The 24,033-nt window shown below is 66.6% G+C and carries 19 protein-coding genes and 1 pseudogene; 13 read left to right on the top strand and 7 right to left on the bottom strand.

All coding sequences use genetic code 11. The annotated features are described in order from the left end of the window. Window position 1: 1 nt before the first annotated feature. Window positions 2–2,329 (top strand): TonB-dependent receptor, encoded by a 2,328-nt coding sequence (locus ATE62_RS11970; protein ID WP_058807710.1) that lies wholly within the window; start codon window positions 2–4, stop codon window positions 2,327–2,329. A 12-nt stretch (window positions 2,330–2,341) separates the two neighbouring features. Here the strand turns inward: ATE62_RS11970 and ATE62_RS11965 are convergent, their stop codons facing one another. After that, entirely contained in the window at window positions 2,342–3,919 is a 1,578-nt protein-coding gene (locus ATE62_RS11965; RefSeq protein ID WP_058807711.1) for a carbon-nitrogen hydrolase family protein, read from the bottom strand. A gap of 95 nt (window positions 3,920–4,014) precedes the next feature. On the opposite strand from ATE62_RS11965, the gene ATE62_RS11960 reads away from it, so the two are divergent. Genes ATE62_RS11960 through ATE62_RS11950 form a run of 3 tightly spaced genes read left to right on the top strand, consistent with a single transcriptional unit; the run spans window position 4,015 to window position 5,968 of the window. Then, window positions 4,015–4,395 carry a DUF427 domain-containing protein gene (locus ATE62_RS11960; protein ID WP_156420502.1) on the top strand — a complete coding sequence of 127 codons (381 nt, stop codon included), beginning with the start codon at window positions 4,015–4,017 and terminating at the stop codon, window positions 4,393–4,395. Between the two features lie 51 nt (window positions 4,396–4,446). Continuing rightward, complete coding sequence (locus ATE62_RS11955; RefSeq protein ID WP_058807712.1) at window positions 4,447–5,136, top strand: helix-turn-helix domain-containing protein; 690 nt, start codon at window positions 4,447–4,449, stop codon at window positions 5,134–5,136. Between the two features lie 55 nt (window positions 5,137–5,191). Beyond that, window positions 5,192–5,968, top strand: a complete 777-nt coding sequence (locus ATE62_RS11950; protein ID WP_058807713.1) for a CPBP family intramembrane glutamic endopeptidase — start codon at window positions 5,192–5,194, stop codon at window positions 5,966–5,968. A 9-nt stretch (window positions 5,969–5,977) separates the two neighbouring features. Here ATE62_RS11950 and ATE62_RS11945 read toward each other — a convergent pair whose 3' ends face one another. Further along, window positions 5,978–7,111, bottom strand: coding sequence for a GGDEF domain-containing protein (locus ATE62_RS11945; RefSeq protein WP_082662776.1), 1,134 nt, complete (start codon window positions 7,109–7,111; stop codon window positions 5,978–5,980). Window positions 7,112–7,340: 229 nt separating this feature from the next. On the opposite strand from ATE62_RS11945, the pseudogene ATE62_RS11940 reads away from it, so the two are divergent. From ATE62_RS11940 to ATE62_RS11915, 6 genes and pseudogenes are all read left to right on the top strand, one after another. Next, a pseudogene (locus tag ATE62_RS11940) lies at window positions 7,341–7,700 on the top strand (YciI family protein); the annotation flags it as partial. Between the two features lie 129 nt (window positions 7,701–7,829). After that, a complete protein-coding gene (locus ATE62_RS11935) occupies window positions 7,830–9,098 on the top strand; it encodes an RNA polymerase sigma factor (RefSeq protein ID WP_058807716.1) in 1,269 nt (422 codons plus the stop codon). Between the two features lie 100 nt (window positions 9,099–9,198). Then, entirely contained in the window at window positions 9,199–11,295 is a 2,097-nt protein-coding gene (locus ATE62_RS11930; RefSeq protein ID WP_058807717.1) for a TonB-dependent receptor plug domain-containing protein, read from the top strand. Between the two features lie 66 nt (window positions 11,296–11,361). After that, window positions 11,362–11,799 carry a DUF1801 domain-containing protein gene (locus tag ATE62_RS11925; RefSeq protein WP_058807718.1) on the top strand — a complete coding sequence of 146 codons (438 nt, stop codon included), beginning with the start codon at window positions 11,362–11,364 and terminating at the stop codon, window positions 11,797–11,799. Next, entirely contained in the window at window positions 11,796–12,173 is a 378-nt protein-coding gene (locus ATE62_RS11920) for a DUF1801 domain-containing protein (protein WP_058807719.1), read from the top strand. The genes ATE62_RS11925 and ATE62_RS11920 overlap by 4 nt, the downstream gene beginning before the upstream one ends. Before the next feature lie 177 nt (window positions 12,174–12,350). Beyond that, window positions 12,351–13,694, top strand: coding sequence for a M23 family metallopeptidase (locus ATE62_RS11915; protein WP_058807720.1), 1,344 nt, complete (start codon window positions 12,351–12,353; stop codon window positions 13,692–13,694). A gap of 24 nt (window positions 13,695–13,718) precedes the next feature. Here ATE62_RS11915 and ATE62_RS11910 read toward each other — a convergent pair whose 3' ends face one another. Together ATE62_RS11910 and ATE62_RS11905 are read right to left on the bottom strand one after the other, a co-directional pair. Beyond that, window positions 13,719–14,249 (bottom strand): GNAT family N-acetyltransferase, encoded by a 531-nt coding sequence (locus ATE62_RS11910; protein ID WP_058807721.1) that lies wholly within the window; start codon window positions 14,247–14,249, stop codon window positions 13,719–13,721. Window positions 14,250–14,328: 79 nt separating this feature from the next. Next, the gene (locus tag ATE62_RS11905) at window positions 14,329–15,291 is read right to left on the bottom strand and encodes an SDR family NAD(P)-dependent oxidoreductase (protein ID WP_058807722.1); all 963 of its coding nucleotides are present in this window, start codon (window positions 15,289–15,291) and stop codon (window positions 14,329–14,331) included. A gap of 176 nt (window positions 15,292–15,467) precedes the next feature. On the opposite strand from ATE62_RS11905, the gene ATE62_RS11900 reads away from it, so the two are divergent. Beyond that, on the top strand, window positions 15,468–16,376 hold the full coding sequence (locus tag ATE62_RS11900; RefSeq protein ID WP_058807723.1) for an AraC family transcriptional regulator: 909 nt from the start codon (window positions 15,468–15,470) through the stop codon (window positions 16,374–16,376). A gap of 39 nt (window positions 16,377–16,415) precedes the next feature. Here ATE62_RS11900 and ATE62_RS11895 read toward each other — a convergent pair whose 3' ends face one another. The 3 genes from ATE62_RS11895 to ATE62_RS11885 form a co-directional block, all read right to left on the bottom strand. Beyond that, the gene (locus ATE62_RS11895) at window positions 16,416–16,862 is read right to left on the bottom strand and encodes a hypothetical protein (protein ID WP_058807724.1); all 447 of its coding nucleotides are present in this window, start codon (window positions 16,860–16,862) and stop codon (window positions 16,416–16,418) included. A gap of 59 nt (window positions 16,863–16,921) precedes the next feature. Then, window positions 16,922–18,586, bottom strand: coding sequence for a 2-isopropylmalate synthase (gene leuA, locus ATE62_RS11890; RefSeq protein WP_058807725.1), 1,665 nt, complete (start codon window positions 18,584–18,586; stop codon window positions 16,922–16,924). A gap of 206 nt (window positions 18,587–18,792) precedes the next feature. Next, window positions 18,793–19,299: a rhodanese-like domain-containing protein gene (locus tag ATE62_RS11885; protein WP_058807726.1), complete on the bottom strand. Its 507-nt coding sequence runs from the start codon at window positions 19,297–19,299 to the stop codon at window positions 18,793–18,795. A gap of 263 nt (window positions 19,300–19,562) precedes the next feature. Between ATE62_RS11885 and ATE62_RS22905 the strand changes: the two genes are divergently transcribed. Together ATE62_RS22905 and ATE62_RS11880 are read left to right on the top strand one after the other, a co-directional pair. Beyond that, complete coding sequence (locus tag ATE62_RS22905; RefSeq protein WP_082662774.1) at window positions 19,563–19,748, top strand: hypothetical protein; 186 nt, start codon at window positions 19,563–19,565, stop codon at window positions 19,746–19,748. A gap of 47 nt (window positions 19,749–19,795) precedes the next feature. Then, window positions 19,796–24,004, top strand: a complete 4,209-nt coding sequence (locus tag ATE62_RS11880) for an RHS repeat domain-containing protein (protein WP_058807727.1) — start codon at window positions 19,796–19,798, stop codon at window positions 24,002–24,004. Window positions 24,005–24,033 lie beyond the last annotated feature (29 nt).

The following is a 24,033-nucleotide window of genomic DNA, read 5'->3' as shown; positions in this document are numbered from 1 at the left end:
AATGACCAAGACGATCAAACCATTGCTGGCGCTGCTGCTGGCGGGTGCGGCGATGCCGGTTCACGCCGAAGACATCGCGGCGGACGCCGCGGCCGAGGCGGGCGATGCCGCGGATAGCGGCGAGAGCAACGAGATCGTCGTCACCGGGATGAAATTCGACCGGACGCTGCAGGACACCCCCGAAAGCGTGAAGGTGTTCACGTCGGAGGATATCGACGCGCAGAACCTGACCAATGTCTTCGACCTGATCGATCGCACCGCGAATCTGGCCTCGACCTTCAGCGAGTCGGGTTTCACGATCCGCGGCATTTCGAACACCAATGTGTCGGGCACCGGCTTCGGCGACCTCGCCACCGTCTATCTCGACGGGTCGCCGCTGCCGAGCGAAGCGACCGCGAGCGGCCCGCTCGACCTGTGGGACATCGACCAGGTCGAGATCCTGCGCGGGCCGCAATCGACGTTGCAGGGGCGCAACGCGCTGGCGGGCGCGATCATCATCAAGACCGCCGACCCCAGCTTCGACTGGCGCGGCAAGGCGCGCGCGATGATCAGCGACGCCAATGGCGAATATCGCTTCGGCGCGGCGATCGGCGGTCCGATCGTCGACGATGTGCTGGCGTTTCGCGTCGCGGGCGAATTGACGCGCGGCGACGGTTTCGTGAAGAATCGCCTGACGGGCGGCGATTACGACCCGAACAGCAGCGACGTGGTGCGCGCCAAATTGCTCTTCACCCCGGCGGGCCCCGACGGGCTGCAGGTGAAGCTCTCCTATCTCTACGACCGCCACGATGGCAACGGCCGCGGCTATGCCTATAGCGACAGGCCCGATTATTGGAGCAAGCGCAGCGTCGAGGCCAATCGCCCGACCTTCTCTCGTTCGAAGACCGACCTGTTCACGCTCGACGCGACGCTGCCGCTGGGCGATGTCTTCACGCTGTCGTCGATTTCGACCTACAACCATCTGCGCACGTCGTCGGCCTATGACGGCGATCTGCAGGCGGTCGACACCGCATATGGCGACGCGATCACCGACCAGAAGATTTTCAGCGAGGAAGTCCGCCTGACCTTCGACACCGGCCCGCTGCAGGGGCTGATCGGCGGCTATTATTCGCGGACCAAGAACCCCGATTCGAACACCAATGCGACCTTCGGGCTCGACCCCGACCGCGACCTGGGGCTGACGCCGACGGTCGCCGCGGTGCTGCAGGGCCCGCCCTTCGGGCTCGATCCGGGCACCGCGCTGTTCCTGGCGCAACAGGCGCGCGCGCAATATCCCCAGCTGATCTACATCGCCTCGTCGCAGGATTATTCGATCGACATCGAGACGGTGGCGCTGTTCGGCGACGCGAACTGGGAAATCACGCCGGGGCTGAAACTGCTCGCCGGCTTCCGCTACGACCGCGAGAAGCAGCGCGTGTCGAACGACAATATCGTCACGATCAACACGCCGCTGCCCAACCCGGCGCTCTATCCGGCGCCGCTGAACCTCATCCTCTCGACGGTGAACGGCCTGATCCAGCAGCAGGCCGAGGACGCGAGCAGCAGCAGCCCGTTGTCGAACACCAGCTATGAGGCCTTCCTGCCCAAGGCCGGCCTGTCGTGGGAAATCGCGCCCGACAAGACGCTGAGCGCGATCGTCGAGCGCGGCTATCGCTCGGGTGGCAGCGGGGTGAACCCGGCGCGCGCCTCGACCTATGTCTATGATCCGGAGTTCACGTGGAATTACGAGCTGTCGCTGCGCACGCAGTGGCTGGACAACCGGCTGACCTTCAACGCCAACGCCTTTTTCATCGACTGGACCGACCAGCAGGTGAGCGTGCAATTGTCGCCCAGCGTCTATGATTATGAGACGCAGAATGCGGGCAAGTCGCGCGTCTATGGCTTCGAGGTAGAGAGCGATTACGACGTGACCGACGCCCTCAACATCTATGGCTCGGTGGGTTATGCGCGCACCGAATTCCTGGAGTTCGACGCGACGGGCGGCTTCGTCGACGACCTGTCGGGGCTGGAATTCGTCAGCGCGCCGCGCTGGACCTGGGCGGCGGGCTTCAGCTGGCAGGGCCGCAGCGGAATCTCGGCCAACGCCAACGTCAATTATCGCGGTGCGGCGTATCAGGGGCTGGTCGACCAGAGCGTCCGCGACGTGCCCGGGCGCACGCTGGTCAACGCCAAGATCGGCTGGAGCAACGACAATTTCGGCGCCTATCTCTTCGCCAGCAACATCTTCGACGACAGATATTTCGACTATCAGTACGACAATGACGGCCGCCTCAACGCGCTGCTCGGCGATCCGCGGGTGATCGGCCTGAGCTTCGAAGCGCGCTTCTGACCCTGCGGGGGGCTATCGCGACCCGATCCCCGGCGTCGGCGCGTCCTTCCAGTCGACGCGGTAGAGGTCGAAGCGCCGGTCGCGCAAATTCTGCACCGCGCCGCTCTGGCGGCTGGTGAGCAGGTCGGCGAGGCTGAGGTCGGCGATCGCGATCGTCTCGGTATTCGGGGCGGTGTCGGCGGCGACGCCGTCGCGCGCGAAAGCGAAGTCCGACGGGGTCAGGATCGCGCTTTCGGCATAATGGATGTCCATATTCTCGACGTTGGGCAGGTTGCCGACCACGCCCGAGGTGATGACATAGCATTGGTTCTCGACCGCGCGCGCATGGCAGCAATAACGGACGCGCAGGTAACCGCGGCGCTCATCGGTGCAGAAGGGGACGAAGAGCATCATCGCGCCCTGGTTGACGAGGTGGCGCGCGAGTTCGGGGAATTCGCTGTCGTAGCAGATCATCACCCCGATCGGCCCGCAGTCGGTGTTGATCGCGTCGGCGCCGTGCCCGCCCTTGATGTTCCACCAGCGCCGCTCCGACGGGGTCGGATGGAGCTTTTCCTGCGTGTGCACCGATCCGTCGCGCAGGAAGACATAGGCGATGTTGCGGATGTCGCCGTTGGCGACGCGCGTCGGGTGCGAGCCGCCGATGATGTTGATATTATAGCCGACCGCGAGCTTTTCCATGAAGGCGACATAGCGGTCGGTATAGTCGGCGATCTTTTCGATCGCCTGCTGCGGTTCGAGCTTCTTGCTTTCGATCGACAGCAGTTCCAGCGTGTAAAGTTCGGGAAAGACGACGAAATCGGCGTGATAGTCGGCGGCGACATCGACGAAATATTCGACCTGTTCCTCGAACTGCTCGATGCGGTCGATGCCGCGCATCTGGAACTGCACGGTCGCGACGCGGACCGAGGCGGGCAGGCGATCGGGGACGGCGCCGCGTGCCTTGGGGTTCGCCGCGCGCTGCGGTTCGAGCGGGTTTTCCCAATACATGAGCACGGCGTGGCCGCCGCTGTCGAGATCGCGGCGGTCGTAATGGTGGAGGACGCGGCGCGGCTCGAAGCCCTGCGCGATCTGGAAGTTGATCACCGGGTCGCGCAGCTGCTTTTCGACGACGGCGTCGAGATAGTCCTGCGGATCGGGATATTTGCGGCGGCGGCGGGCATAGCCCGGCATCCGGCCGCCGAAGGCGATGCCCTTGAGCTCGTAGGACTGGCAGAGTTCCTGGCGCTTGCGGTAGAAGCGCTGGCCGATGCGCAGGCGGCGATAATCGGGATCGACGCACACCTCCATGCCGTAGAGGATGTCGCCGTCGGGATCGTGGCTGGTGCCGAACCCGCCGCCGCTGATCGCGCCCCAGCGATGGTCGGCAAACACCGCGTCCTGCCGCACGATCAGCGTCGCGCAGAGGCCGACGATCGCGCCTTCATATTCGGCGACGAACTGGCCTTCGGGGAAATTGTTGATCTGGCCGCGGATCTGCGCCGCCGAATAGCCTTCGCCGCGGCCATAGACCTTGGCGGTCAGGCGCGCGATCGCGGCGGCGTCGCGGGGGGCGGAGTTGCGGATGACGAGCTTGGCTTTGGTGGAGTCCATGGGTGCTGCATAAGGGGAGAGGAGACGGGCTGTCCATCGGGAGTACTGGCGAAGCGGGGTTCGGGTTCCCATTTGCGCGTCGAAGGAGTGTCGCCATGGCCGAACGCAGGATGTTGATCCCCGATGCGAGCCACCCGATCACGATTGCGCTGCACCCGACGCGGGTCGAGGTGCGCGTCGGCGACAGGGTGGTTGCGGATACGGAGGCGGCGTTGGCGCTGCGCGAGGCAAGCTATCCGGTCGTGCTGTATATCCCGCGCGCCGATGTCGACATGGCGCAGCTGCGGGCGTCGAACCATAGGAGCTATTGCCCGTACAAGGGCGAGGCGGGCTATTTCGACCTGCCGGCGCTGGGCGAGGCGGGGGCGAAGGCGGTGTGGACGTACGAAGCGCCCTATGCAGCGGTGGCGGAGATCGCGGGGCACCTGGCCTTCTATCCCGACCGGGTGACGTTCGTCGAACATCCCGCCGGTTGATCGAAGGGGGTTTGCTTCGCGCGGCCGCCGCGGCAGTCTGGCGCGACTGCCATGCAATTGTTTCGCCCCAGCCGCCTGCCGCCCGCCGCCGATATCGAGCGCCACACGCATCGCACACCCTATGCGACGCTGGTGCTTGCCGGCAGCTATGAGGAAGCGGGCGACGCCGGGCGCTTTACCGCGCGAGCGGGCGATGTGGTGCTGCACGGCGCCTTTTCGGCGCATCGCGACCGGGTCGGGCCGAGCGCCGCGATGGTGCTCGATTTGCCGCTCGCCTTCGACGCGCGCGCCTGGCCGGCGCGGATGCGGGTCGACGATCCCGACGCGATCGTGCGGCTGGCGGAGCGCGACCCCGCCGAAGCGGTGACGGACCTGATTGCGGCGCTCGAACCCGCGGGGGCGACGGCGGAAGAGGAGCTTCCCGACCAGCTCGCGGCGGTGCTGCGCGGCGGCGGCGAGGTGGGGATCGGCGCCTGGGCCGCGGCGTGCGGCCGGTCGCGCGAGCATGTCTCGCGGCGCTTCGAGGCGCTTTATGGCGTGTCGCCCGCTGCCTATCGCGCCGATTGCCGGGCGAAACGCGCGTGGCGCGCGATCGTCGCGAGCGGCGACGGGCTCGCGGGCGTCGCCGCCGATACGGGCTATGCCGACCAGGCGCATATGACGCGCGCGGTGACGCGGCTGACGGGCATGGCGCCGCACCGCTGGCGGATGGCGATGCGCGCCCAGGCAGGCGGCGGCTAGGCCAAGGTCACATTCGTTCAAGAAAATGCGCGGCCGGCCGGGTTAGGCCGGGGAAATGACAGACCTCTCCCCCGCATCGCCGCGCGGCTTCGTCGCGCTCTCCGCTTTCCGCTTTCGCCTGTGGCCGATCCTGCTCGCCGCGGGACTGATGCTCGGGCTGCTCGAGCTCGGGCGCATGATCGCGCGCCCGATCTACCACGCCGGCGCGGCGTGGTGGGACGGGCATTTCGCGCCGTTTCTGCTGCTCGCGATCCTTTTCCAGGCGCTGCTCGGCTGGCTGGCGATCCTCGCCATGCGGCGGCTGCTCCCCGCCGCCGACGATCATCTGCGCTGGCCGCCCGAGCGAAGCTATGCCGGGCTGGCGGTGCTGATCGGCCTCGGCATGGCGGCGGTAATGCTCGTTGCCGACTATTGGCCGGCGCTGGCGGCGCAGACCCCGCCCGACATGAGCTATTCGGAGTCGCCGCTCGACAGTGCGGGGCTGCTGCTCGGGATGCTGACGACGGGGCTAGCCGAGGAGACGATCTTTCGCGGGCTGCTCGTCGGCATGCTCGTGGTGCTGGTACCCGGACGGCTGCGGACCGGATCGCTCGACCTGCCCGTCGCCGCCTATCTGGTCGCGCTGATGTTCGGGCTCGCGCACTGGAAGTCGTTCACCGTCGATCCCTTCTATCAGGCGATGGCGCAGCAAATCTACGCCTTCGCCTGGGGGCTCGTCTATGTCTGGCTGATGGAGCGGTCGAAAAGCCTGCTCGCCCCGATGATCGCGCACGGGGTCGGCAATTTCGGCGAGGTCGCCGCGGTGATCGCGCTCAACGCGGCCTGGAGTTAGGGTCGGACCCTAAGCCGCGACCCCCGCGATCTCGACCCGGTTGCGTCCGTTCTGCTTGGCGCTGTAGAGCGCGTCGTCGGCGGCTTTCAGCGCCGCGCGCGCGTCGCCATAGCCGAAGATGTCGGCGACCCCGCCCGAGAAGGTGATCTGGCCGAAGGGCTCGTCGGTCTTGCGGTTGATCAGCCGGCGCGCGGCGAGATGCTCGCGCGCCTGGTCGAGCCGCTCGGCCGCCGCGGCGGGGTTCTTGCCGCGGAAGAGCATGACGAACTCCTCGCCGCCGTGGCGCGCGACATGGCACTGGTCGTCGCTGATCTGCGACAGCGTGTCGGCGATGGCCTTCAGCACGCGGTCGCCGGCCTCGTGGCCGTGCGCGTCGTTGATCGCCTTGAAATTGTCGATGTCGCAGAAAGCGACGCTGAGCGGCTCCATCGCCGCCTGCGCGTCGCGATACTGGCGTTCGAGCAGTTCCTCGAAGGCGCGGCGGTTGGGCAGGCCGGTGAGATAGTCGATCTCGGCATCGCGTTTCGCGCGTTCGAGGCTGCGGCGGAGCGACTTCGCTTCTTCCTCGCTCTTGCGCATCTCGTCCTCGGCCTTGCGCGTGCGTTCGAGCATCGTCTTGGCGAGGTCGGCGAGGTTCGAGACGATCTGGCCGGTTTTCTGGAGCTGCTCGAGGTCGGTGACATGCTGTTCGAGCTCGCTGCCGTAGTCGGCGGCGTGCTTGTGCGCGCTCTTGCTCTGGACCTGGAAGGTTTCCAGATTGGTCTCGAGCCGCGCCATCAGCCGCTCGAGCTCGGCCTGCGCCGAGCTGTCGGCGACTTCCTCGGTCAGTTCGTCGAGCCACGCCTGGGTGACGCCGCCATTGCCGGTGCGCGCGGTGATCTGGCGCGCGAGGCGCGGGTTGTTGCCCGAAAAGGCGCTGTGCGCGAGCAGCAGATTGGGCGGCGTGACGTCGAGGCCGTTGTCGAGCAGGAAGGTGCCGATCGCCTCGATCAGGTCGCGGCGCGCGAGCCGCGCGAGGTCGCGCACCCCGCCGGGTTCGGTCGCATCCTGCTGCGAAGCCTCGCCGTCGCGGGAATGGCGAAGCCCCAGCCAACCAAGGAGCCGCCCGACCGGCTCACCAGAGGAAGATGCGAAAGTGGTCATGCGACGTTTAACGGCCGCGGCCGGACAGGATTAAGCGCGGTTTACCATAGGCGCGTCGATCCGCGGCAAGCGCCCGATATGACGCATTTTTTTCTCCGCCGACCTGCGAGGTCATGGCGCGATCCGAAAAAAGATGAAAAAAAATCGCAGACCCTGTCGATTCGAGCGCGCGCCGTTCGTCGTCTGGACAGGAGGCCGATACCGGCTTTCGATTTTGAGGAGAAAGAAGATGCGTGTGATGGTTTTCGTCAAGGCGACCGAGGACAGCGAAAAGGGCCTGCCGCCGGCCGCCGACATGACCGAGATGTTCGAGGCGATGGGCAAGTTCAACGAAGAACTGGTCAATGCCGGGGTGATGGTCGACGGCGACGGGCTGAAGCCCTCGTCGTTTGGCAAGCGCATCGCGTTCGACGGGCCGAACCGGTCGGTGATCGACGGCCCCTTCGCCGAGACGCGCGAGCTGGTCGCGGGTTACTGGGTCTGGGAAGTCAAGGACATGGACGAGGCGGTCGCCTGGGCGAAGCGCTGCCCGAACCCGATGCCGGGGCCGAGCGAACTCGAAATCCGCCCCTTCTACGAGATGGAGGATTTCGGCGACGCGGTGACCCCCGAGATCCTGGCGCACGACCAGATGCTGCGCGACAAGCTCGCCGGCGAATAAGCGCCGCGCGCCGCCGCCATGCTTGCCTCTCCCGGCGCTTTCGCCGAGAAGGCCGGCATGGCGGAATCGGCGGCAGAGGACACCCATCGCGCGATCGAGGCGGTGTACCGGATCGAGCGCGCGCGGCTGATCGCCGGGCTCGCGCGGATGACGCGCGACGTCGATCGCGCCGAGGAACTGGCGCAGGAGGCGCTGCTCACGGCGCTGACCGACTGGCCGCGGACGGGCGTCCCCGACAATCCCGGCGCCTGGCTGATGGCGGCGGCGAAGCGGCGCGCGATCGACGGCTTTCGCCGCAGCGCGATGGCGAGCCGCAAGCATGACGAACTGGCACGCGACATGGACGAAGCCGACGACAGCGTCGCGGCGATCGAGGCCGCGATCGACGACGAACTGGGCGACGAACTGCTCGGGCTGATCTTCGCCGCCTGTCACCCCGTGATCGCGCCCGAGGCGCGCGCCGCGCTGACGCTGCGGCTGGTCGGCGGGTTGACCGCCGAGGAGATTGCGCGCGCCTTTCTGTCGAACGAACCCGCGATCGCGGCGCGGATCACGCGCGCCAAAAAGGCGATCGCCAGTGCGGGGGTCGCGTTCGAGGTGCCGCGCGGCGCCGAACTCGCGGCGCGGCGTGCCTCGGTGCTCGAGGTCGTCTATCTGATCTTCAACGAGGGCTATGCCGCAACCGCGGGGCCATCGCTGGTGCGCCCGCCGCTCTGCGCCGAGGCGCAACGGCTGGGGCGCATTCTGGCCGGGCTGATGCCGGAAGAGCCCGAGGTGCTGGGGCTGCTCGCGCTGATGGAGATCCAGGCGTCGCGGCTGGCGGCGCGCGCCGGGCCCGACGGGCGCTTCGTGCCGCTGACCGAGCAGAACCGCGCGCGCTGGGACCAGCTACTCATCCGCCGCGGGCTGAAGGCGCTCGAGCGTGTCGAGGCCTTGGGTGGAGTCGATGGGCCCTATGCGTTGCAGGCGGCGCTGGCGGCGTGCCATGCGCGGGCGCGGCGCGCCGAGGATACCGACTGGGCACGGATCGCCGGGCTCTACGACCGGCTGGGGCGGGTGATGCCGTCGCCGGTGGTCGAGCTCAACCGCGCGGTCGCCCACAGCATGGCGTTCGGTCCCGAGGCGGGGCTGCGGCTCGTCGACGCGATCGCCGAAGAGGCGCTGCTGCGCAACTATGCCCCGCTGCCCGCGGCGCGCGGCGATTTCCTGTTCCGCGCCGGGCGGCTGGGTGAGGCGAAAGCGGCGTTCGAGGCGGCCGCGGCGCTCGCCGGCAACGAGCGCGAGCGCGAATGGCTGCAGGCGCGCGCGGCCAGCTGCACGGTCTGACCTCTTCCCCATTTTGAGCCTTGCAGCCGCGTCACAAGCTATATACCGGCGAATATAGATGGCGACGGCAAGGGCCGCGCCCATCTTGAAAAGGGGATATATGCGCCGGTTTCTTCTCTCCGCCGTCAGTCTGATCGCCGCGCCCGTGTGGGCGCAGGATGCACCGCCGCCCGCGGCCAGCGAGGCCGAGGATGGCGCCTTCGAGCTGGGGAAGATCGTCGTCACCGGCTATCGCAGCGTCGATGCGGCGATCGAGGGCGACCGCGTCGGGCAGGAAGCGATCTACCGCTTCGACCGCCGCACGCTCGACGATGCGGCGAATCTGATCCCTGGCGTCGTCGCGGGCAATTCGGGCGGGTCGCGCAACGAGCGGCTGCTGTTCGTGCGCGGGTTCGACCGGTTCCAGGTGCCGCTGTCGATCGATGGCATCCGCGTCTACCTGCCCGCCGACAACCGGCTCGATTACGGCCGCTTCCTGACCCCGGACATTGCCGAGATCCAGGTCGCCAAGGGCTATGCCTCGGTGCTCGACGGGCCGGGCGGCATGGGAGGGGCCGTGAACCTCGTCACGCGCAAGCCGGTGAAGGCGCTCGAGATCGAAGGGCGCGCGCAGCTCAATCTCGATTCGGACCTCGACTATGGCGGCTTTACCGGCTTCGGGCTGGTCGGGACGCGGCAGGACAAATGGTATGCGCAGGCGAGTTACGGCATCAACATCACCGATCATTGGGACCTGCCCGGAGGCTTCGCGCCGACCGCCAATGAGGATGGCGGCGCGCGCGATTTTTCGAAGGCGCGCGACTGGCGCGTCAACGCCAAGATCGGCTTCACGCCGAACGACAGCGACGAATATGTGCTGAGCTACACCCGGCAGGAAGGGCGCAAGAATGCGCCGCTGCACGTCACCGACACGAGCAATGTGTCGCTGCGCAACTGGAAATGGCCCGAGTGGAATATCGAGAGCGTCTATTTCCTGTCGACGACCGCGCTCGACGACCGTGCGACGCTGAAGACGCGCGCCTATTACAACCGGCTGGCGAACCTGTTGCAGTCGTTCGACGACCGCACGCAGACGACGCAGGTGCTGGGGCGGGCATTCGACAGCCCCTATGACGACAAGGCCTATGGCGGGTCGGTCGAGCTGGCGCTGCGCACCTTCGGCGACGACAGCCTCGCGCTCGCGCTCCATTATCGCCGCGACGAACATAATGAGGCGCAGACGAGCCGGCCGGGACTGCCGACGAGCACGCCCGAGCCCAACCAGCGCAGCGTCGAGCGGACGTGGAGCATCGCGGCGCAGAATGTCGTGACGCTGGCGCCGCGGCTGAGCTTCACCGCCGGCGCGAGTTTCGACTGGCGCGAGCTGGCGCGCGCCGACGAGTTCGGGCTGCCGCCGGGGGCTACGGGGGCGAACCGGCTGTTCAGCTATCCGCTGCGCAATGCCAGTGCCTGGAACGCGCAGGGGCGGATCGACTGGCGCGATGACAGCGGGAGCGAGGTGCATGTCAGCCTGTCGTCGCGCGCGCGTTTCCCGACCCTGTTCGAGCGGTTTTCGAGCCAGTTCGGCACCGCGGTCGCCAACCCCGACCTGAAACCCGAACGCGCGACCAATGCCGAGATCGGGGCGAGCCGGGTGGTCGGTCCGGTGACCGTGTCGGGCGCGCTCTTCTACAGCTGGCTCGACGATGCCCTGGTGTCGGTGCGCACGCCGCAGAACCTCAACCGGCGTGAGAATATCGGGTCGGCGGATTATTATGGCGGCGAGATTTCGGTCGAGCTGCGGCTGGGCGCGACGCTCAGCACGGGCGCGAACTACAGCTACATCCACCGCAGCTTCGACATCGGGACGCCGCCGCCGGGCGGGCTGATCCGGCCGTTCGAACTGACCGACGTGCCCGCGCACAAGGGTTTCGCCTATCTGTCGTGGCAGCCGGTCGCCGGGCTGGAGGTGGTGCCGAGCGCCGAATATGCGTCGGGCCGCACGACGGTGACGCCCGCGTCGGCAAACGGCCTCGCGCCCATCTACTACAAGACCGAAGCCTATGTCACCGCGGCGCTGCGCGTCGATTACGACCTGACCGACCGGATCACGATCGGGGTCGGCGGGCGCAACCTGTTCGACCGCAACTATGCGCTGACCGACGGTTTTCCCGAGCCCGGGCGCAGCTTCTTCCTGGGGGTGCGCGCGCGCTACTGATTTGGCATTGGCGAGACCGGTTCGCCGCTCTAGTTTCCCGCGACCGTTGGAGCGGGAGACTGGATCGTGGCGGGCAAGAAAGAGGTCGTGCTGCTGTCGGGCGGCAATCCGCAGATCGCCAAGGGCGACGGCGACGGCCCGGTGCAGGATTATATCGCGGCGATGCCGGGGTGGAAGAGCGCGGCGGGGGCGAAGCTCGATGCGCTGATCGTCGCGACCGTTCCGGAGGTGGAGAAGGCGGTTCGCTGGAACTCGCCCTTCTACGGCGTGCCGGGGCAGGGGTGGTTCCTCTGTTTCCACTGCTTCAACCGGTACATCAAGATCACCTGGTTCCGCGGCCAGCAGCTCGACCCCGTACCGCCGGTCGGCTCCAAGGACCCCGATGCGCGCTATTTCCATATCCATGAGGATGAGGCGATCGACGAGGCGCAGCTGGTGAGCTGGATCCGGCAGGCGGCGGCGATTCCTGGCTGGATTTCCCATAAAAAGGACAAGGCAAGATGACCGAGAAGAGCCCCTCCGAACTGATCGACGGTCGCATCGCCGAGCTCGGCGACTGGCGCGGCGATGCGCTGGCCAAGGCGCGCGCGCTGATCAAGGCGGCGATCCCCGACGTCGTCGAGGAATGGAAATGGCGCGGAGTGCCGACCTGGTACGCGGGCGGCAAGATCGTCTGCACCGGCGAGACGTACAAGGACAAGGTCAAGCTGACCTTCGCCAAGGGGGCTTCGCTGGACGATCCCAAGCGCCTGTTCAATTCCAGTCTCGACGGCAATGTCCGCCGCGCGATCGACATCGGTGCGAGCGACGGCATCGACGAGGCGGCGCTGAAGGCGCTGTTCGCCGAGGCTGCGGCGCTCAACCTGGCGCGCGGATGACCCGCTTCGGCTGGACAGCGCCGGATTAACCAGTCCCGCTAGGGTGTCGTCCACCATGGCGGGTGCTAGCCTGCTCGCTCCTTGAGTCGCAACGAAGGGAAAGGCAAATCGCCACTGCGGTCCGCCTTTCCATGTCCGACGGCCTCTGCCGTCCGCTGCGAGAGAGGAAACAGCCCCATGTCCGCCCCCATCTTCGAAATCAGCGCCGACCCCGGCCTGAACGGAAAAATCTATTATCTGCCGCTCGCCCCGCAATCGAAGGACCATCAGGAGCGCTATAAGGTCTGTGCCCGGCTGCGGCTGGTGAACAAGACGACGGGGCGCCGCGCGGTGACGATCACCGGCATCCGCTTGTCGTTCGAAGGCCATGGCGCGTTCGATATGGAGATGGTGCCCGAAAAGAACATGGAGCCCGAGGATGGGGTGCTGGCGTTCGACGAAGCCGCGACCTGGCACAATGGGTCGTGGCGCGAGAACGAAGATTCGCCCAGGCAATATAATCAGGTCTATCTCGACGGGCCGGCGCCGACAAAAATGACGGTCAGCGTGACCTGCGCCGATTTCACGCGCAATTACACGCAGACGTTCGACCTGATCCGCTGGGGCGATCCGACGGGCGACGGGCCGCTGCTGCTGCCCTTTGTCCGGCACGAGCTGGGCGACGACGAATATGTCGTCACCTCGGCGCGCCATTATTACAATGGCGGCAACAGCGGCACGCAGATCTTCGCCTATGACATCAGCATCCAGGCGCGGCGGAACGGCGAATGGTCGCGCAACCGCGTCGCCGATGCGACGAAAAACACCGACTCGCGCGTCTTCGGGCGGGCGGTGCGCGGGATGGGCGACGGCGAGGTCATCGACGTCATCGACGGCTTCTGGGACAATGATTTCGGCGCCGGCAACCGCACCGACCATTATGGCAGCAACACCGTGTGGGTGCGCTATGGCGAGCTCGAGGTCGGCTATATGCACCTGAAGCGCGACAGCATCACGGTGGAGACGGGCGATACGGTGTGGGCCGGGCGCAAGCTGGCCGAGGCGGGCAATTCGGGCAACACCAAGGGCAGCCCGCATCTGCACATGGAATGCCGCGTCGCGTCGAACAACCGGCTGTGCGCGATGACCTTTCGCAACACCTGGCAGCTCGAGCGCGAGCTGGTGCCCGCCGACAATGGGCCGGGACGGCGGGTGCGGATCGACGACCAGGGCGTGAGCGAACAGACCGCCGCGCTGCGTCCCTTCGCGACGCAGTTGACGCCGCCGACGCTGGGCCGCGTCGATGTCGAACTGGAGGCGATCGTCGGCGAGGTGTTCGGCGGGGTGAGCAAGGGCGGCGACGGGTTCGTCATCGTCAACGGCAAGCTGAAGCGGGTGCCGCCGCGCGGGATCAAGGGCGCGCTGCTGCAGGCGATCGTCGAGCTGTCCGCGGCCGAGGAGCTCGAGCGGAAAGCGGGCGACAAGGCGATCGCGGCGGCGACGGCCAAGCTGCAGAAGGTCTTGGCGGGCGGCGGGCGGTAACCCCGGCGGCGATCGGGTCGCCCGCTACAGCGGCTTGCCCATGCGGATCAGCGGGACGCTGACGCCGTCGGGGCCGGGCGCTTCGACGCGCTCGATCGGCGTGTAGCCGCAGGCGCGGTAGAGCGGTTCGCCCGACAGCGTCGCCATCATTTCGGCGCGGGCGAAACCCGCGGCGCGGGCGGCGTCTTCGCAGAGCTGCATCACCAGCTGCCCGACGCCGCGGCGGGCGAAGGCGGGATGGGTGTACATCGCCCGGATCCGCGCTGCGTCGACCGCCGGGTCGAGCGGGGCGGGGTCGCGGAGGTCGGTGCTGTGGTCGCCGCCATAGAGCGTCGCGCGGTGCGACCAGCCGCCGCAGCCCGCGATCCGGCCGTCCTCCTCGACGATGAAATAGGTGCCGTCGGCGATGAGCTGGGTGTCGAGGCCCATGACGGCGTGGCTCGCGGCGATCTGCTCAGGGTTGAGGAAACCCTGCTGCAGCTCGGCGATGGCGAGGGCCATGACCGCGCGGAGGGCTTCGAGGTCGGCGGGCGTGGCGCGGCGGTGGGTGAACATCGCGCGGCTATAGGAAGCGAAACGGGCGGGCGGCAAGCCTTGCCGTCCGCCCGTCCACCAGCCCAAGGGGCGATGGCGATCAGAAGCGCTCGCCGACCATCTCCTCGCTCTTGGCCCACAGCGCCCTGGCGTTGTCGGGGTCGATCGCATAGGCGCGCACGCCCTCGCGCAGGCCCTCGTTCTCGGCGAGCCTGGCGACCTGGCAATCCTCGAGATAGCGCCCGCCGATTTCGGCCGGATCGGCGACCGCGGCGGCCCATACCGAGGTCGCGGCGCCCTGCGGGATCGACTTGAACTCGAAATTCTCGCCGCCAGCTTCGCGCGCCGCGGCGTTGATCCGCTCGACCAGCGCCTCGAGCGCACCGTCGTCGAGGTGGCGGGCGAGCTCGGTGTGGATGCCGCCGGGGTGGAGCGCCGCGGCGCGGATGTCGCGATCCCGGTGGCGGCGGTCGAACTCGACCGCGAAGAGGATGTTCGCGGTCTTCGAGCGGCCATAGGCGGTCCAGGGCTCGTAATCGCCGCGGTCGAAGTTCGGATCCTCGAGATCGACATTCGAGAAGCGGTGCCCCGACGAGGCGAGGCTGACGAGGCGCCCGCCATCCTTGATCAAGGAGGCGATGCGATTGACGAAGGTGAAGTGGCCCAAATGATTGGTGCCGAACTGCGTCTCGAACCCGTCTTCGGTCTTGCCGAAGGGCGCGGCCATCACGCCGGCGTTGGTGATGATCACGTCGAATTGGCGGCCGTCGGCGACGAGCTTGTCGGCGGCGGCGCGGACGCTGGCCAGCGAGGCGAGGTCGAGCTGGATCAGTTCGAAGCTGCCGCCGCCGGCGGCCGCAGCGTCGCGGACCGCGGTGGTCGCGCCCTCGGCCTTGGTCAGGTCGCGCGCCGCGCCGACGACATCGGCGCCGTGGGCGGCGAGCGCGCGGGCGGTCTCGACCCCTAGCCCGGCCGAGACGCCGGTGACGAGGAAGCGCTTGCCCGAAAGGTCGACGCCCGAAAGCACGTCGTCGGTGGTGGATTTGGCGTTGAACTGGGTCATGATGGACTCCTGTGGTTGCAGGGCGAGGGAGGGAGGGCCCTGTCCCGACCGAGATAGGCGCACCGCCCATCGTCGCGGTGCCCGATCATGGCATCTGCTTGCCTATTCCTATCAATGCGTGCCGCGTCGCCGATGCGCGCCTTGCACTCCGCGGACGCGCATCCGATGTTGGGTGCATGCAGGAACGGCTCGACTCGCTGCGCGCGCATGTCATGCGGCACGTGGATTCGCCTTATTATGAGGCGCCGATCCCGCGCGTCGTGATCAGCCGGATGACCGGCCCGACGAGCGGCACCGCGACGCTCTATGAGCCCGTGACCTGCCTGATCCTGCAGGGAACGAAGCGCGTCGTCATCGGCGACACGGTCATCACCTACGACGCATCGAGCTATTTCGTCGCCTCGCTCGACCTGCCCGCGGTCGGCCGCGTTGTCGAGGCGAGCCCCGACAAGCCCTATGTCGCGGTCGCGCTGCGCATCGACCGCGCGGTGCTGACCGACCTGATCGCCAGCATGTATCCGGATGCCATCGGCACGGCCCCCGCCGAGACCGACCAGGCGGGCTTCGCGGTGTCCGAGCTCACCCCCGACCTGCTCGAAGCCTGGGCGGGGCTGCTCAGGCTGCTCGACCGGCCGGACGACATCGCGATGCTGGCGCCGCTGCGCGAGCGCGAAATCCTCTATCGGCTGCTGCAGGGGCCGCTGGGGCACCAGCTCTGCGCGATCGCGCAGGACGACAGTAGGCTGTCGCGCGTGCGGCGCGCGATCGAATGGATCCGCGCGCATTACGACCAGGCGCTGCGCACCAATGCGCTCGCCGAGATCGCGGGGATGAGCGTCGCCTCCTTCCACCGCCATTTCAAGGCCGCGACCGCGATGAGCCCGCTGCAATATCAGAAGACGCTGCGGCTCCACGCCGCGCGCCGCCTGCTCGCGGGCGGCGCCGAGGCGAGCCGCACGGCCTATTCCGTCGGTTACGAGAGCGCGTCGCAGTTCAGCCGCGAATATAGCCGCGCTTTCGGCACCCCGCCGTCGCGCGACGCCGAGCGGCTGCGCGGGATGGCACCGTTGGGGTTGGCGGTTTAGGCTTTCTCCGCCGGAACGCGGGCGCAGCGGATGCCTGGTTCAGCGAATGCGGATCCACTCGTCCTCGATACCCACGCGGTTGTACTGGACGTTGGTCAGGTGGGTGCTCCGGACCTTTATCGCGCAGATCGCCGCGAATTCGGCGTCGGCCGCGCGCTGGTCGAGCAGCGGCGCCTTGCTGCTGGCGAACAGCGCGTCGGTGCCGTTCATGACGATCATCAGCGAGGCGAGATGGACTTCCAGCCCGGCCTTTTCGGCGCGGTCGACCAGCGTGGCGATCTCCTTTTCCGACGTGCCCGTCACGACGAAATGATAGGCGGCCGTGACGCCTTGCGGGCCGAAGTCGGCGACCGCCGGGGCCTTGCGGCCCGGGCAGGCCTCGACGAACTTCAGGGGCCCCGGGCCGCTTTCGGGCTCCCAGCGTTTGGCGCAGCCAGCCAGCGCGATGCCGATGGCGAACAGGATGGCGATGTGGCGAGCGTGCATGGTTATTCCCCCTGCCGGGAGACTAGGCATCGCAAGCTTTGCGAAAGCTTAAGGCGTCCTCAGGCGCCGTTGGCGGCGCTGAGGATTGCCCGCACGCTCGCCGTCGCGACGTCGGTGTCGAGCCCGCAGCCGAACAGGCTCTTCCCGTCCGCCGTGCGGCACTCCACATAGGCGGCGGCCTGCACATTGCTGCCCTGGCCGATCGCGTGCTCGCTGTAGTCGACGATGTCCATCACCGGACCGCCGCTTTCGCTCAAGGCCGCGATGACGCTCGACATCAGGCCGTTGCCGCGGCCGCTCACGCTGCGCGGGGTGCCGTCGATGGTGAGCTTGCCGGCGAAGATGCGATCGGCGCCCGAATGGGTTTCGTGCCAGTCGACGAGCTGGAAACGCTTGCCGTCGCCCACGAGATACTGGCCCTCGAACGCCTGCCAGATGTCGTCGGCGCCGAGTTCGCGGCTCGTTTCGTCCGCGAGCGCCTGGACGACGTGACTGAAGCTCGCCTGCATCTTCTTGGGCAGTTTCAGGCCCTTGTCCTGTTCGAGCACCCAGGCGACGCCGCCCTTGCCCGACTGGCTGTTGACGCGGATCACCGCTTCGTAGCTGCGGCCCAAATCGGCGGGGTCGATGGGGAGATAGGGGACTTCCCAGCGCTCGTCGTTCTGGCGCTCGCGCGCGGCGAAGCCCTTCTTGATCGCGTCCTGGTGGCTGCCCGAGAAGGCGGTGTAGACGAGCTCGCCGCCATAGGGGTGGCGCGGGTGGACGGGCAGGTTGTTGCAATATTCGACCGTCTGGATGACCTCGTCGATGTTCGAGAAGTCGAGTTCGGGGTCCACGCCCTGCGTGTACATGTTGAGCGCGATGGTGACGAGGCAGGTGTTGCCGGTGCGCTCGCCATTGCCGAACAGGCAGCCCTCGACGCGGTCGGCGCCCGCGAGCAGGCCGAGCTCGGCCGCCGCGACGCCGGTGCCGCGGTCGTTGTGGGTGTGCAGACTGATGATCGCCGACTCACGGTTCGGGAGGTTCTTCGCGAAATATTCGATCTGGTCGGCGTAGATGTTCGGCGTCGCCGCCTCGACCGTCGCGGGCAGGTTGAGGATGATCGGATTGTCGGTGGTGGGGGCGAGCACCTGCATCACCGCCTCGCACACCTCGATGCTGAAATCGAGCTCGGTCGTCGAGAAGCATTCGGGGCTGTACTGGAAGCGCCAGTTCGTCTGCGGCAGGCGCGCGGCATTGTCGCGCAGCTGCCTGGCGCCGTCGATCGCGATCTGTTTGATGTCGGCCTTGTCCATGCCGAAGACGATCTTGCGCCAGGCGGGGGCGACCGCGTTGTAGACGTGCACGATCGCGGTCCTGGCGCCCGCGAGGCTGTCGAAGCTGGTGCGGATGAGGTCGGCGCGGCTCTGCGTCAGCACCTGCGGGGTGACGCCCTCCGGGATGCGGCCCGATTTGACGAGGCCCGAGATGAAGTCGAACTCGGTCGCGCCGGCGCTGGGGAAGCCGACCTCGATCTCTTTCAGGCCGATGCGGCAGAGGAGGTCGAAGAAGCGGGCCTTTTTCTCGGCATCCATCGGGTCGATGAGCGCCTGGTTGCCGTCGCGCATGTCGGTGGAGAGCCAGATCGGCGCGCGCGTGGTGACGCGGGAGGGCCATTCGCGGTTCGCGAGCGGAACCTGCGGAAAGGCGCTGTACTTGACCGAGGGGTCGCGGAGCATGGTCATGATGGGAAAACTTCTTCTGCTGTCGGTTGCGTCTGTGTCGATCGGGCCCTTGGGCGGGTGGCCGCGACTAGCGCGCAGCCGAGGTCACGCCCAAGGGCGTGTAAGTCGCAGAAGAAGAAGGGCGTTGCCGCGCATGGCCGCCCCAATGATGCAAAATGTCGCGGTGCGCAAGGGGAGAATGATAAAATTGCGCGGGGGCGGCGCGCTCAGCCCTTGACCCAGCCGACCTTGGGATCGTCGAAATCGACGACGTCGGCGAGCTCGTGGACATTGGCATAGCCATAGCCGACGAGGTTGATGAAGGTCTGGATATTGAGCGCGAGCGGCGCCGATTTGAGCGGCACGGGGCTCCGATGGTTCGAGAAATTATTGTTGCAATAGATGAGGATCGGGCGGTCCGGGTTCGCGCCGATGACCGCGGCGAGGCTTTCGGCGGTGAAGTCGGTGAGCGGCAGGTTGACCGCGCCCGCGATATGGCCGCGCGCGAAGGCGTCCTTCGACCGCGCATCGAGCAGCAGCACGCCGGGCCTGGCCGCCGCAGCCTTGAAGGCGTCGAAGGACATCAGCCGCACCGCGCGCTGCGGCGCGACCGAGGCGGTGAGCGCCTGGAAACCCGGATAGTCGATCTGCGGATTGGCGGGGGCGCTCCGCGCGCTGGCGGGGGTGACGGCCGACGCTGCGAGGGTCAGCGCGGACAGGATGGCGAGCTTCATGAAATCGATCCTCCTCTTCCCGATATCGCAGGGTCTAGGCGCAGGAATATGGCTGCGCGATGAACCTGCGGACGCGTTGGCGGCGGTTTTGCGCGGCCGCGCCGATTGCCGCCAACGGCAAGTTGACGCCAGGAGAATCGAACGATAGCCAAGTGTCGACCAAGTAAAAAACTCGTCCATGATTCGATTGGGGTCGCGTCAGGGCCAAAACCTGGGAGTCGGTCATGCGGCTTAGTCGTAGGGCGGCAGCTATTGCTGCTACATTGGCGACAATTACTAGCGTTAATGCGACGGAAACCATCGCCTACACCTATGACGCTAAGGGGCGGCTGGTAAAAGTGGTGCGCACGGGCACGGTGAACAACAATGTCACCGTCGATTACGAGCACGACAAAGCCGACAACCGCACACGGCTGAAGACGACGAACTCGCCGAATCCGCCGCCCTAGGAGGCGCAAGTCGCACGGCGTCGGACTTTTCAGACAGGGGTATCGAAATGACATTGCGGATTCGCGGCAAGGGAGCGCTGCGCATCGCGCTCGGCGCATCGACGATTTTGGCCGGTGGGGTGGCCTTGCCCGCGGCGGCGCAGGACATGTCGGGCACGCCGGCACCGCCGACCCAGTTGATGGTCGACGCCAATGGCGTCGACCTGCGCAGCAGCCAGATCACGCTGTCGACGACCGACCTGACGATCGGCGACGAAGGGTCGGGCATGGTCTATTCGCGCTTCTGGGGCGGGAATGGCTGGCTCGACAATGTCACGGTGCGTACGACATACACCGGAACCATGCTGACGGTCGTCTATGGCAACGACAGCGACATTTTTTACGGCGATCCGACGAACGGCTATACCCCTGCGGTGGCGAACGGGTCGAGTGTGTTCTACGACTTCGCTGCGCAGCGCCATATCTATACCAGCGCGAACGGGCGCGTGATCAAGCTCCACCGGCAAATCCCTTATTCCGAGAATCAGTTGCAGGACAGCGTTGCCGAGGTGACCGAGCCCGACGGCGAGAAGGTGACGTTGACGAGCCGCGCGGGGACCTATCCGACCTGTCAGGTGGGCGCGCATTGCACCGCGCGGATCGTACGGCTGCAGTCGGCGACGAGCACCAATGGCTATCAGCTGAAGCTCGAATATCAGAGCGACGATGCGAGCAACCTTGCCAATGCGGCCGCGCGCAGCGCCTGGCTGAACGTGGTCAAGGTCACTGCAGTCAACAACGCGGTCGATTATTGCAACCCGTCGGCAGACCATTGCAGCTTCACGCAGAGCTGGCCCAACGTCACCTATGGCAGCACGACGTCGGGAACCGACAAATTGTTCACGGTTACCGATCCCGCGGGTCGCGCGACGCGCTACACGATCGACAGCACCGGCTATCTGAAGGCGATCAAGCGCCCGACGAGCGGCAGCGATAACGTCACGATAACGCACGGCGGAATCGGCGCCAACAAGCGCGTATCCAGCGTGACGCGCGACGGGAAGACGTGGCAATATAGCTACTGGATCGGTGCCGACGGCGAGGTCGAAACGACCATCACCGACCCGCTGTCGAAGGCGACAACCGTGTTCAACTACGGCACGCTCAGCATCACCAATCCGCTCGGGCAGACCACCTCCTATGCTCCGCGCGGCGAGAACACCTACAATGCGATCGGCGCCCCGGAAGGCGATGTGGTCAGTTACACCTACGACAGCCGCGGCAATGTGACGCAGACGACGCGCGCGGCGAAGCCCGGTTCGGGGCTTGCGTCGATCGTCACCTCGGCGACCTTTGCCGCGACCTGTACCAACGCTCTGGTGTGCAACAAGCCGCTGACGACCACCGATACCAATGGCAAGGTCACCGATTACACCTATGACGCGGTGCACGGCGGCGTGCTGACCGTGACGCGGCCGCCGGCGACCGTCGGCGGGGTGCGCCCGCAGACGCGCTACAGCTATGCCCAGCATTATGCCTGGTACAAGAACAGCAGCGGCGTGCTGGCGCAGGCGCCGACGCCGATCTGGCGGCTGACGGGCACGTCCGAATGCACGACGCTGGCCTCGTGCGCGGGCCTCGCCGAGGAACAGAAAACGACGGTCGCCTATGGTACCAGCGGCACCGCGAACAATCTGCACATCAGCGCGATCACCCGCGCGGCGGGCGACGCCTCGGTCTCGGCGACGACGCAATATACGCGCGATCCGATCGGCAATATCACCGCGGTCGACGGGCCGCTGGCAGGGACCGCGGATACCGCGCGCACGACCTATAATGCGGCGCGGCAGGTGACGGGCACGATCGACCCCGACCCCGACGGCGGCAGCGGGCGGATCCCGCTCGCCGAGCGCCGCACCTATGACGGCGACGGCGCGCTGTCGGCGGTGGATTACGGCACCGTTGCGAGCGGCGCGACCGACGTGTCGGCGCTCACCGTCCAGCAGACGCGCAATATCACCTATAATGGCGCCAAGCAGGTGAGTTCCGAAAAGCTCGTCGCGGGCGGCACCACGCAGGCGCTGACCCAATATGGCTATGACGGTGCGATGCGGCTCGAATGCACCGCGCAGCGCATGAACCCGGCGATCTTCGCGTCGCCGCCATCGAACGCCTGCACGCTCGGCACGCAGGGGACCGTGCCGAACGATTTCAGTCCCGACCGCATCGTCAAGAACAGCTATGACGACGCCGGGCGGGTGACCAAGGTCCAGGCCGGCTATGGTACCGCGGCGCAGGCCGACGAGACGACCATCGCCTATACCGCCAACGGCAGGGCGTCTTATGCGATCGACGCCGAGAACAACCGCACCACCTATATCTACGATGGCCACGACCGGCTGGTGCAGACGCGCTACCCGGTGACGACCAAGGGCGCGAACAGCAGCAATGCGAGCGATTACGAGGAACTGACCTATGATGCGGCGAGCCGCGTGTCGCAGCGGCGGCTGCGCGACGGTGCGACGATCGGCTTTGGTTACGACGACCTCGGGCGGCTCGCCAGTCGCGACCTGACCGGGACGAACGACGATATCGCCTATGCCTATGACCTGACCGACCGGCCGGTCAGCGCGACGAAGGGCGGATCGGCGGTGGTGTCCTTCGGGCACGACGCGCTCGGCCGGTTGACGAGCGAGACGCAGCATCTGGGAACGACCAGCTACAGCTATGATGCGGCGGGGCGGCGGCTGACGATGGGCTATCCGGGCGGCACGCTGTCGCTGAACTATGATTATGACGTCGTCGGCAACGTGCTGGCGATCCGCGAGAATGGCGCGACCTCGGGAGTCGGATTGCTCGCCACCTATGCCTTCGACGCGCTCGGCCGCCGGTCGAGCGTGACCTTCGGCAACGGCAGCGTGCAGAGCTTCACCTATGACGCCGCGTCGCGGCTCGCGACGCTCACCAACAATCTGGGTGGCAGCGCGACGACCCACGATCTGGTGCAGAGCTTCGCCTACAATCCCGCGAGCCAGATCGCCAGCGTGACGCGGGGCAACGATGCCTATGTCTGGGGCGGGCACTACAACGTCGACCGGGCCTATGTCGCCGACGGGCTCAACCGCATCGCGAGCGCGGGCGGCAGCCCCTTCGGCTACGACGGCCGCGGCAATCTGACCGGCGCGGGCGGCGCGACCTATGTCTACAACGGCAACAATCAGATGATCGACGGACCCGGCGGCGCCAATCTGAAATATGACGCGCTCGGACGGCTCAATGCGATCAACAGCACGGCGACGCCGACCCCGACGCGCTTCGCCTATGACGGCACCGACCGCATTGCGGAGTATCAGGGCGCCTCGACGATCACCGCGCGTTACGTGCACGGGCCGGGCACCGACAATCCGATCGTCTGGTACGACGGCAGCGCGGTGAGCAACACGACGCGGCGCTTCCTGATGGCCGACGAGCGCGGCAGTATCGTCAGCGTGACCGACAGCGCAGGCGCGACGATCGCGCTCAACAGCTATGACGAATATGGCATCCCCGCGGCGGGCAACGCCGGCAAATTCGGCTACACCGGCCAGGCCTGGCTGCCCGAGATCGGCATGTGGTATTACAAGGCGCGCATGTATTCGCCGACGCTGGGCCGCTTCATGCAGACCGATCCGATCGGGTATCAGGACGGGATGAACTGGTATAATTATGTCGGCAGCGATCCGGTGAATTCCGTCGATCCGATGGGGCTGAACACCGGGGACATCGTGGTCAGCGGCATTCGAGGCATACCGGTAGCTGGGGGAGGGTTGAACAACAACGGCGCCGGATATGGTGGCAATGCCATGCCGGACGATCCGATGATTATCGTCGAGGCTCGCCGGGCGAGGCAGCGTACAGGTCAATCCTCCATAAGCATCTTCCTTTTCCGCATGTGGCATTACGAGGCGCCGGAAAGTGAGACCATTGTCGTAACCGCTCCAAAGAAGCGCGATCCCTCGACGCCACCGCCGAGGCGAGTGTTCCCTACGGTTGTTCCAGAGGGTAAGGATGCGTGCTGGGAGAAAGGAGAATATGTTGTTTGCTTGGGGCAAGGACAAACGGCGCAAGTACATAGAAAGTGTTTAACATGTCACGATCCTTGGGTTCCCCAAAGATCGCGAAAACTGACGTGGCGCGAGGAGTGGTTAGACGGCACGCACTACAGTAAATCTAGAATGCAGGATTATGGTAGGTGGTTTGATAATTCACCAATTGTTACGTCAACTGGTACCAGATAAATATATTGCTGGATGTGCAAATTGAGAAA

The organism is Sphingopyxis sp. HIX (assembly GCF_001468285.1).
GTDB lineage: Bacteria > Pseudomonadota > Alphaproteobacteria > Sphingomonadales > Sphingomonadaceae > Sphingopyxis.
This window is presented reverse-complemented; position numbering and strand designations above follow the sequence as displayed.

Bases quoted from the DNA above. Each gene is read 5' to 3' on its own strand.
- ATE62_RS11970 (WP_058807710.1), top strand. From the start codon at position 2: ATGACCAAGACGATCAAACCATTGCTGGCGCTGCTGCTGGCGGGTGCG.
- ATE62_RS11965 (WP_058807711.1), bottom strand. From the start codon at position 3,919: ATGGACTCCACCAAAGCCAAGCTCGTCATCCGCAACTCCGCCCCCCGC.
- ATE62_RS11960 (WP_156420502.1), top strand. From the start codon at position 4,015: ATGGCCGAACGCAGGATGTTGATCCCCGATGCGAGCCACCCGATCACG.
- ATE62_RS11955 (WP_058807712.1), top strand. From the start codon at position 4,447: ATGCAATTGTTTCGCCCCAGCCGCCTGCCGCCCGCCGCCGATATCGAG.
- ATE62_RS11950 (WP_058807713.1), top strand. From the start codon at position 5,192: ATGACAGACCTCTCCCCCGCATCGCCGCGCGGCTTCGTCGCGCTCTCC.
- ATE62_RS11945 (WP_082662776.1), bottom strand. From the start codon at position 7,111: ATGACCACTTTCGCATCTTCCTCTGGTGAGCCGGTCGGGCGGCTCCTT.
- ATE62_RS11935 (WP_058807716.1), top strand. From the start codon at position 7,830: ATGGCGGAATCGGCGGCAGAGGACACCCATCGCGCGATCGAGGCGGTG.
- ATE62_RS11930 (WP_058807717.1), top strand. From the start codon at position 9,199: ATGCGCCGGTTTCTTCTCTCCGCCGTCAGTCTGATCGCCGCGCCCGTG.
- ATE62_RS11920 (WP_058807719.1), top strand. From the start codon at position 11,796: ATGACCGAGAAGAGCCCCTCCGAACTGATCGACGGTCGCATCGCCGAG.
- ATE62_RS11915 (WP_058807720.1), top strand. From the start codon at position 12,351: ATGTCCGCCCCCATCTTCGAAATCAGCGCCGACCCCGGCCTGAACGGA.
- ATE62_RS11910 (WP_058807721.1), bottom strand. From the start codon at position 14,249: ATGTTCACCCACCGCCGCGCCACGCCCGCCGACCTCGAAGCCCTCCGC.
- ATE62_RS11905 (WP_058807722.1), bottom strand. From the start codon at position 15,291: ATGACCCAGTTCAACGCCAAATCCACCACCGACGACGTGCTTTCGGGC.
- ATE62_RS11900 (WP_058807723.1), top strand. From the start codon at position 15,468: ATGCAGGAACGGCTCGACTCGCTGCGCGCGCATGTCATGCGGCACGTG.
- ATE62_RS11895 (WP_058807724.1), bottom strand. From the start codon at position 16,862: ATGCACGCTCGCCACATCGCCATCCTGTTCGCCATCGGCATCGCGCTG.
- leuA (WP_058807725.1), bottom strand. From the start codon at position 18,586: ATGACCATGCTCCGCGACCCCTCGGTCAAGTACAGCGCCTTTCCGCAG.
- ATE62_RS11885 (WP_058807726.1), bottom strand. From the start codon at position 19,299: ATGAAGCTCGCCATCCTGTCCGCGCTGACCCTCGCAGCGTCGGCCGTC.
- ATE62_RS11880 (WP_058807727.1), top strand. From the start codon at position 19,796: ATGACATTGCGGATTCGCGGCAAGGGAGCGCTGCGCATCGCGCTCGGC.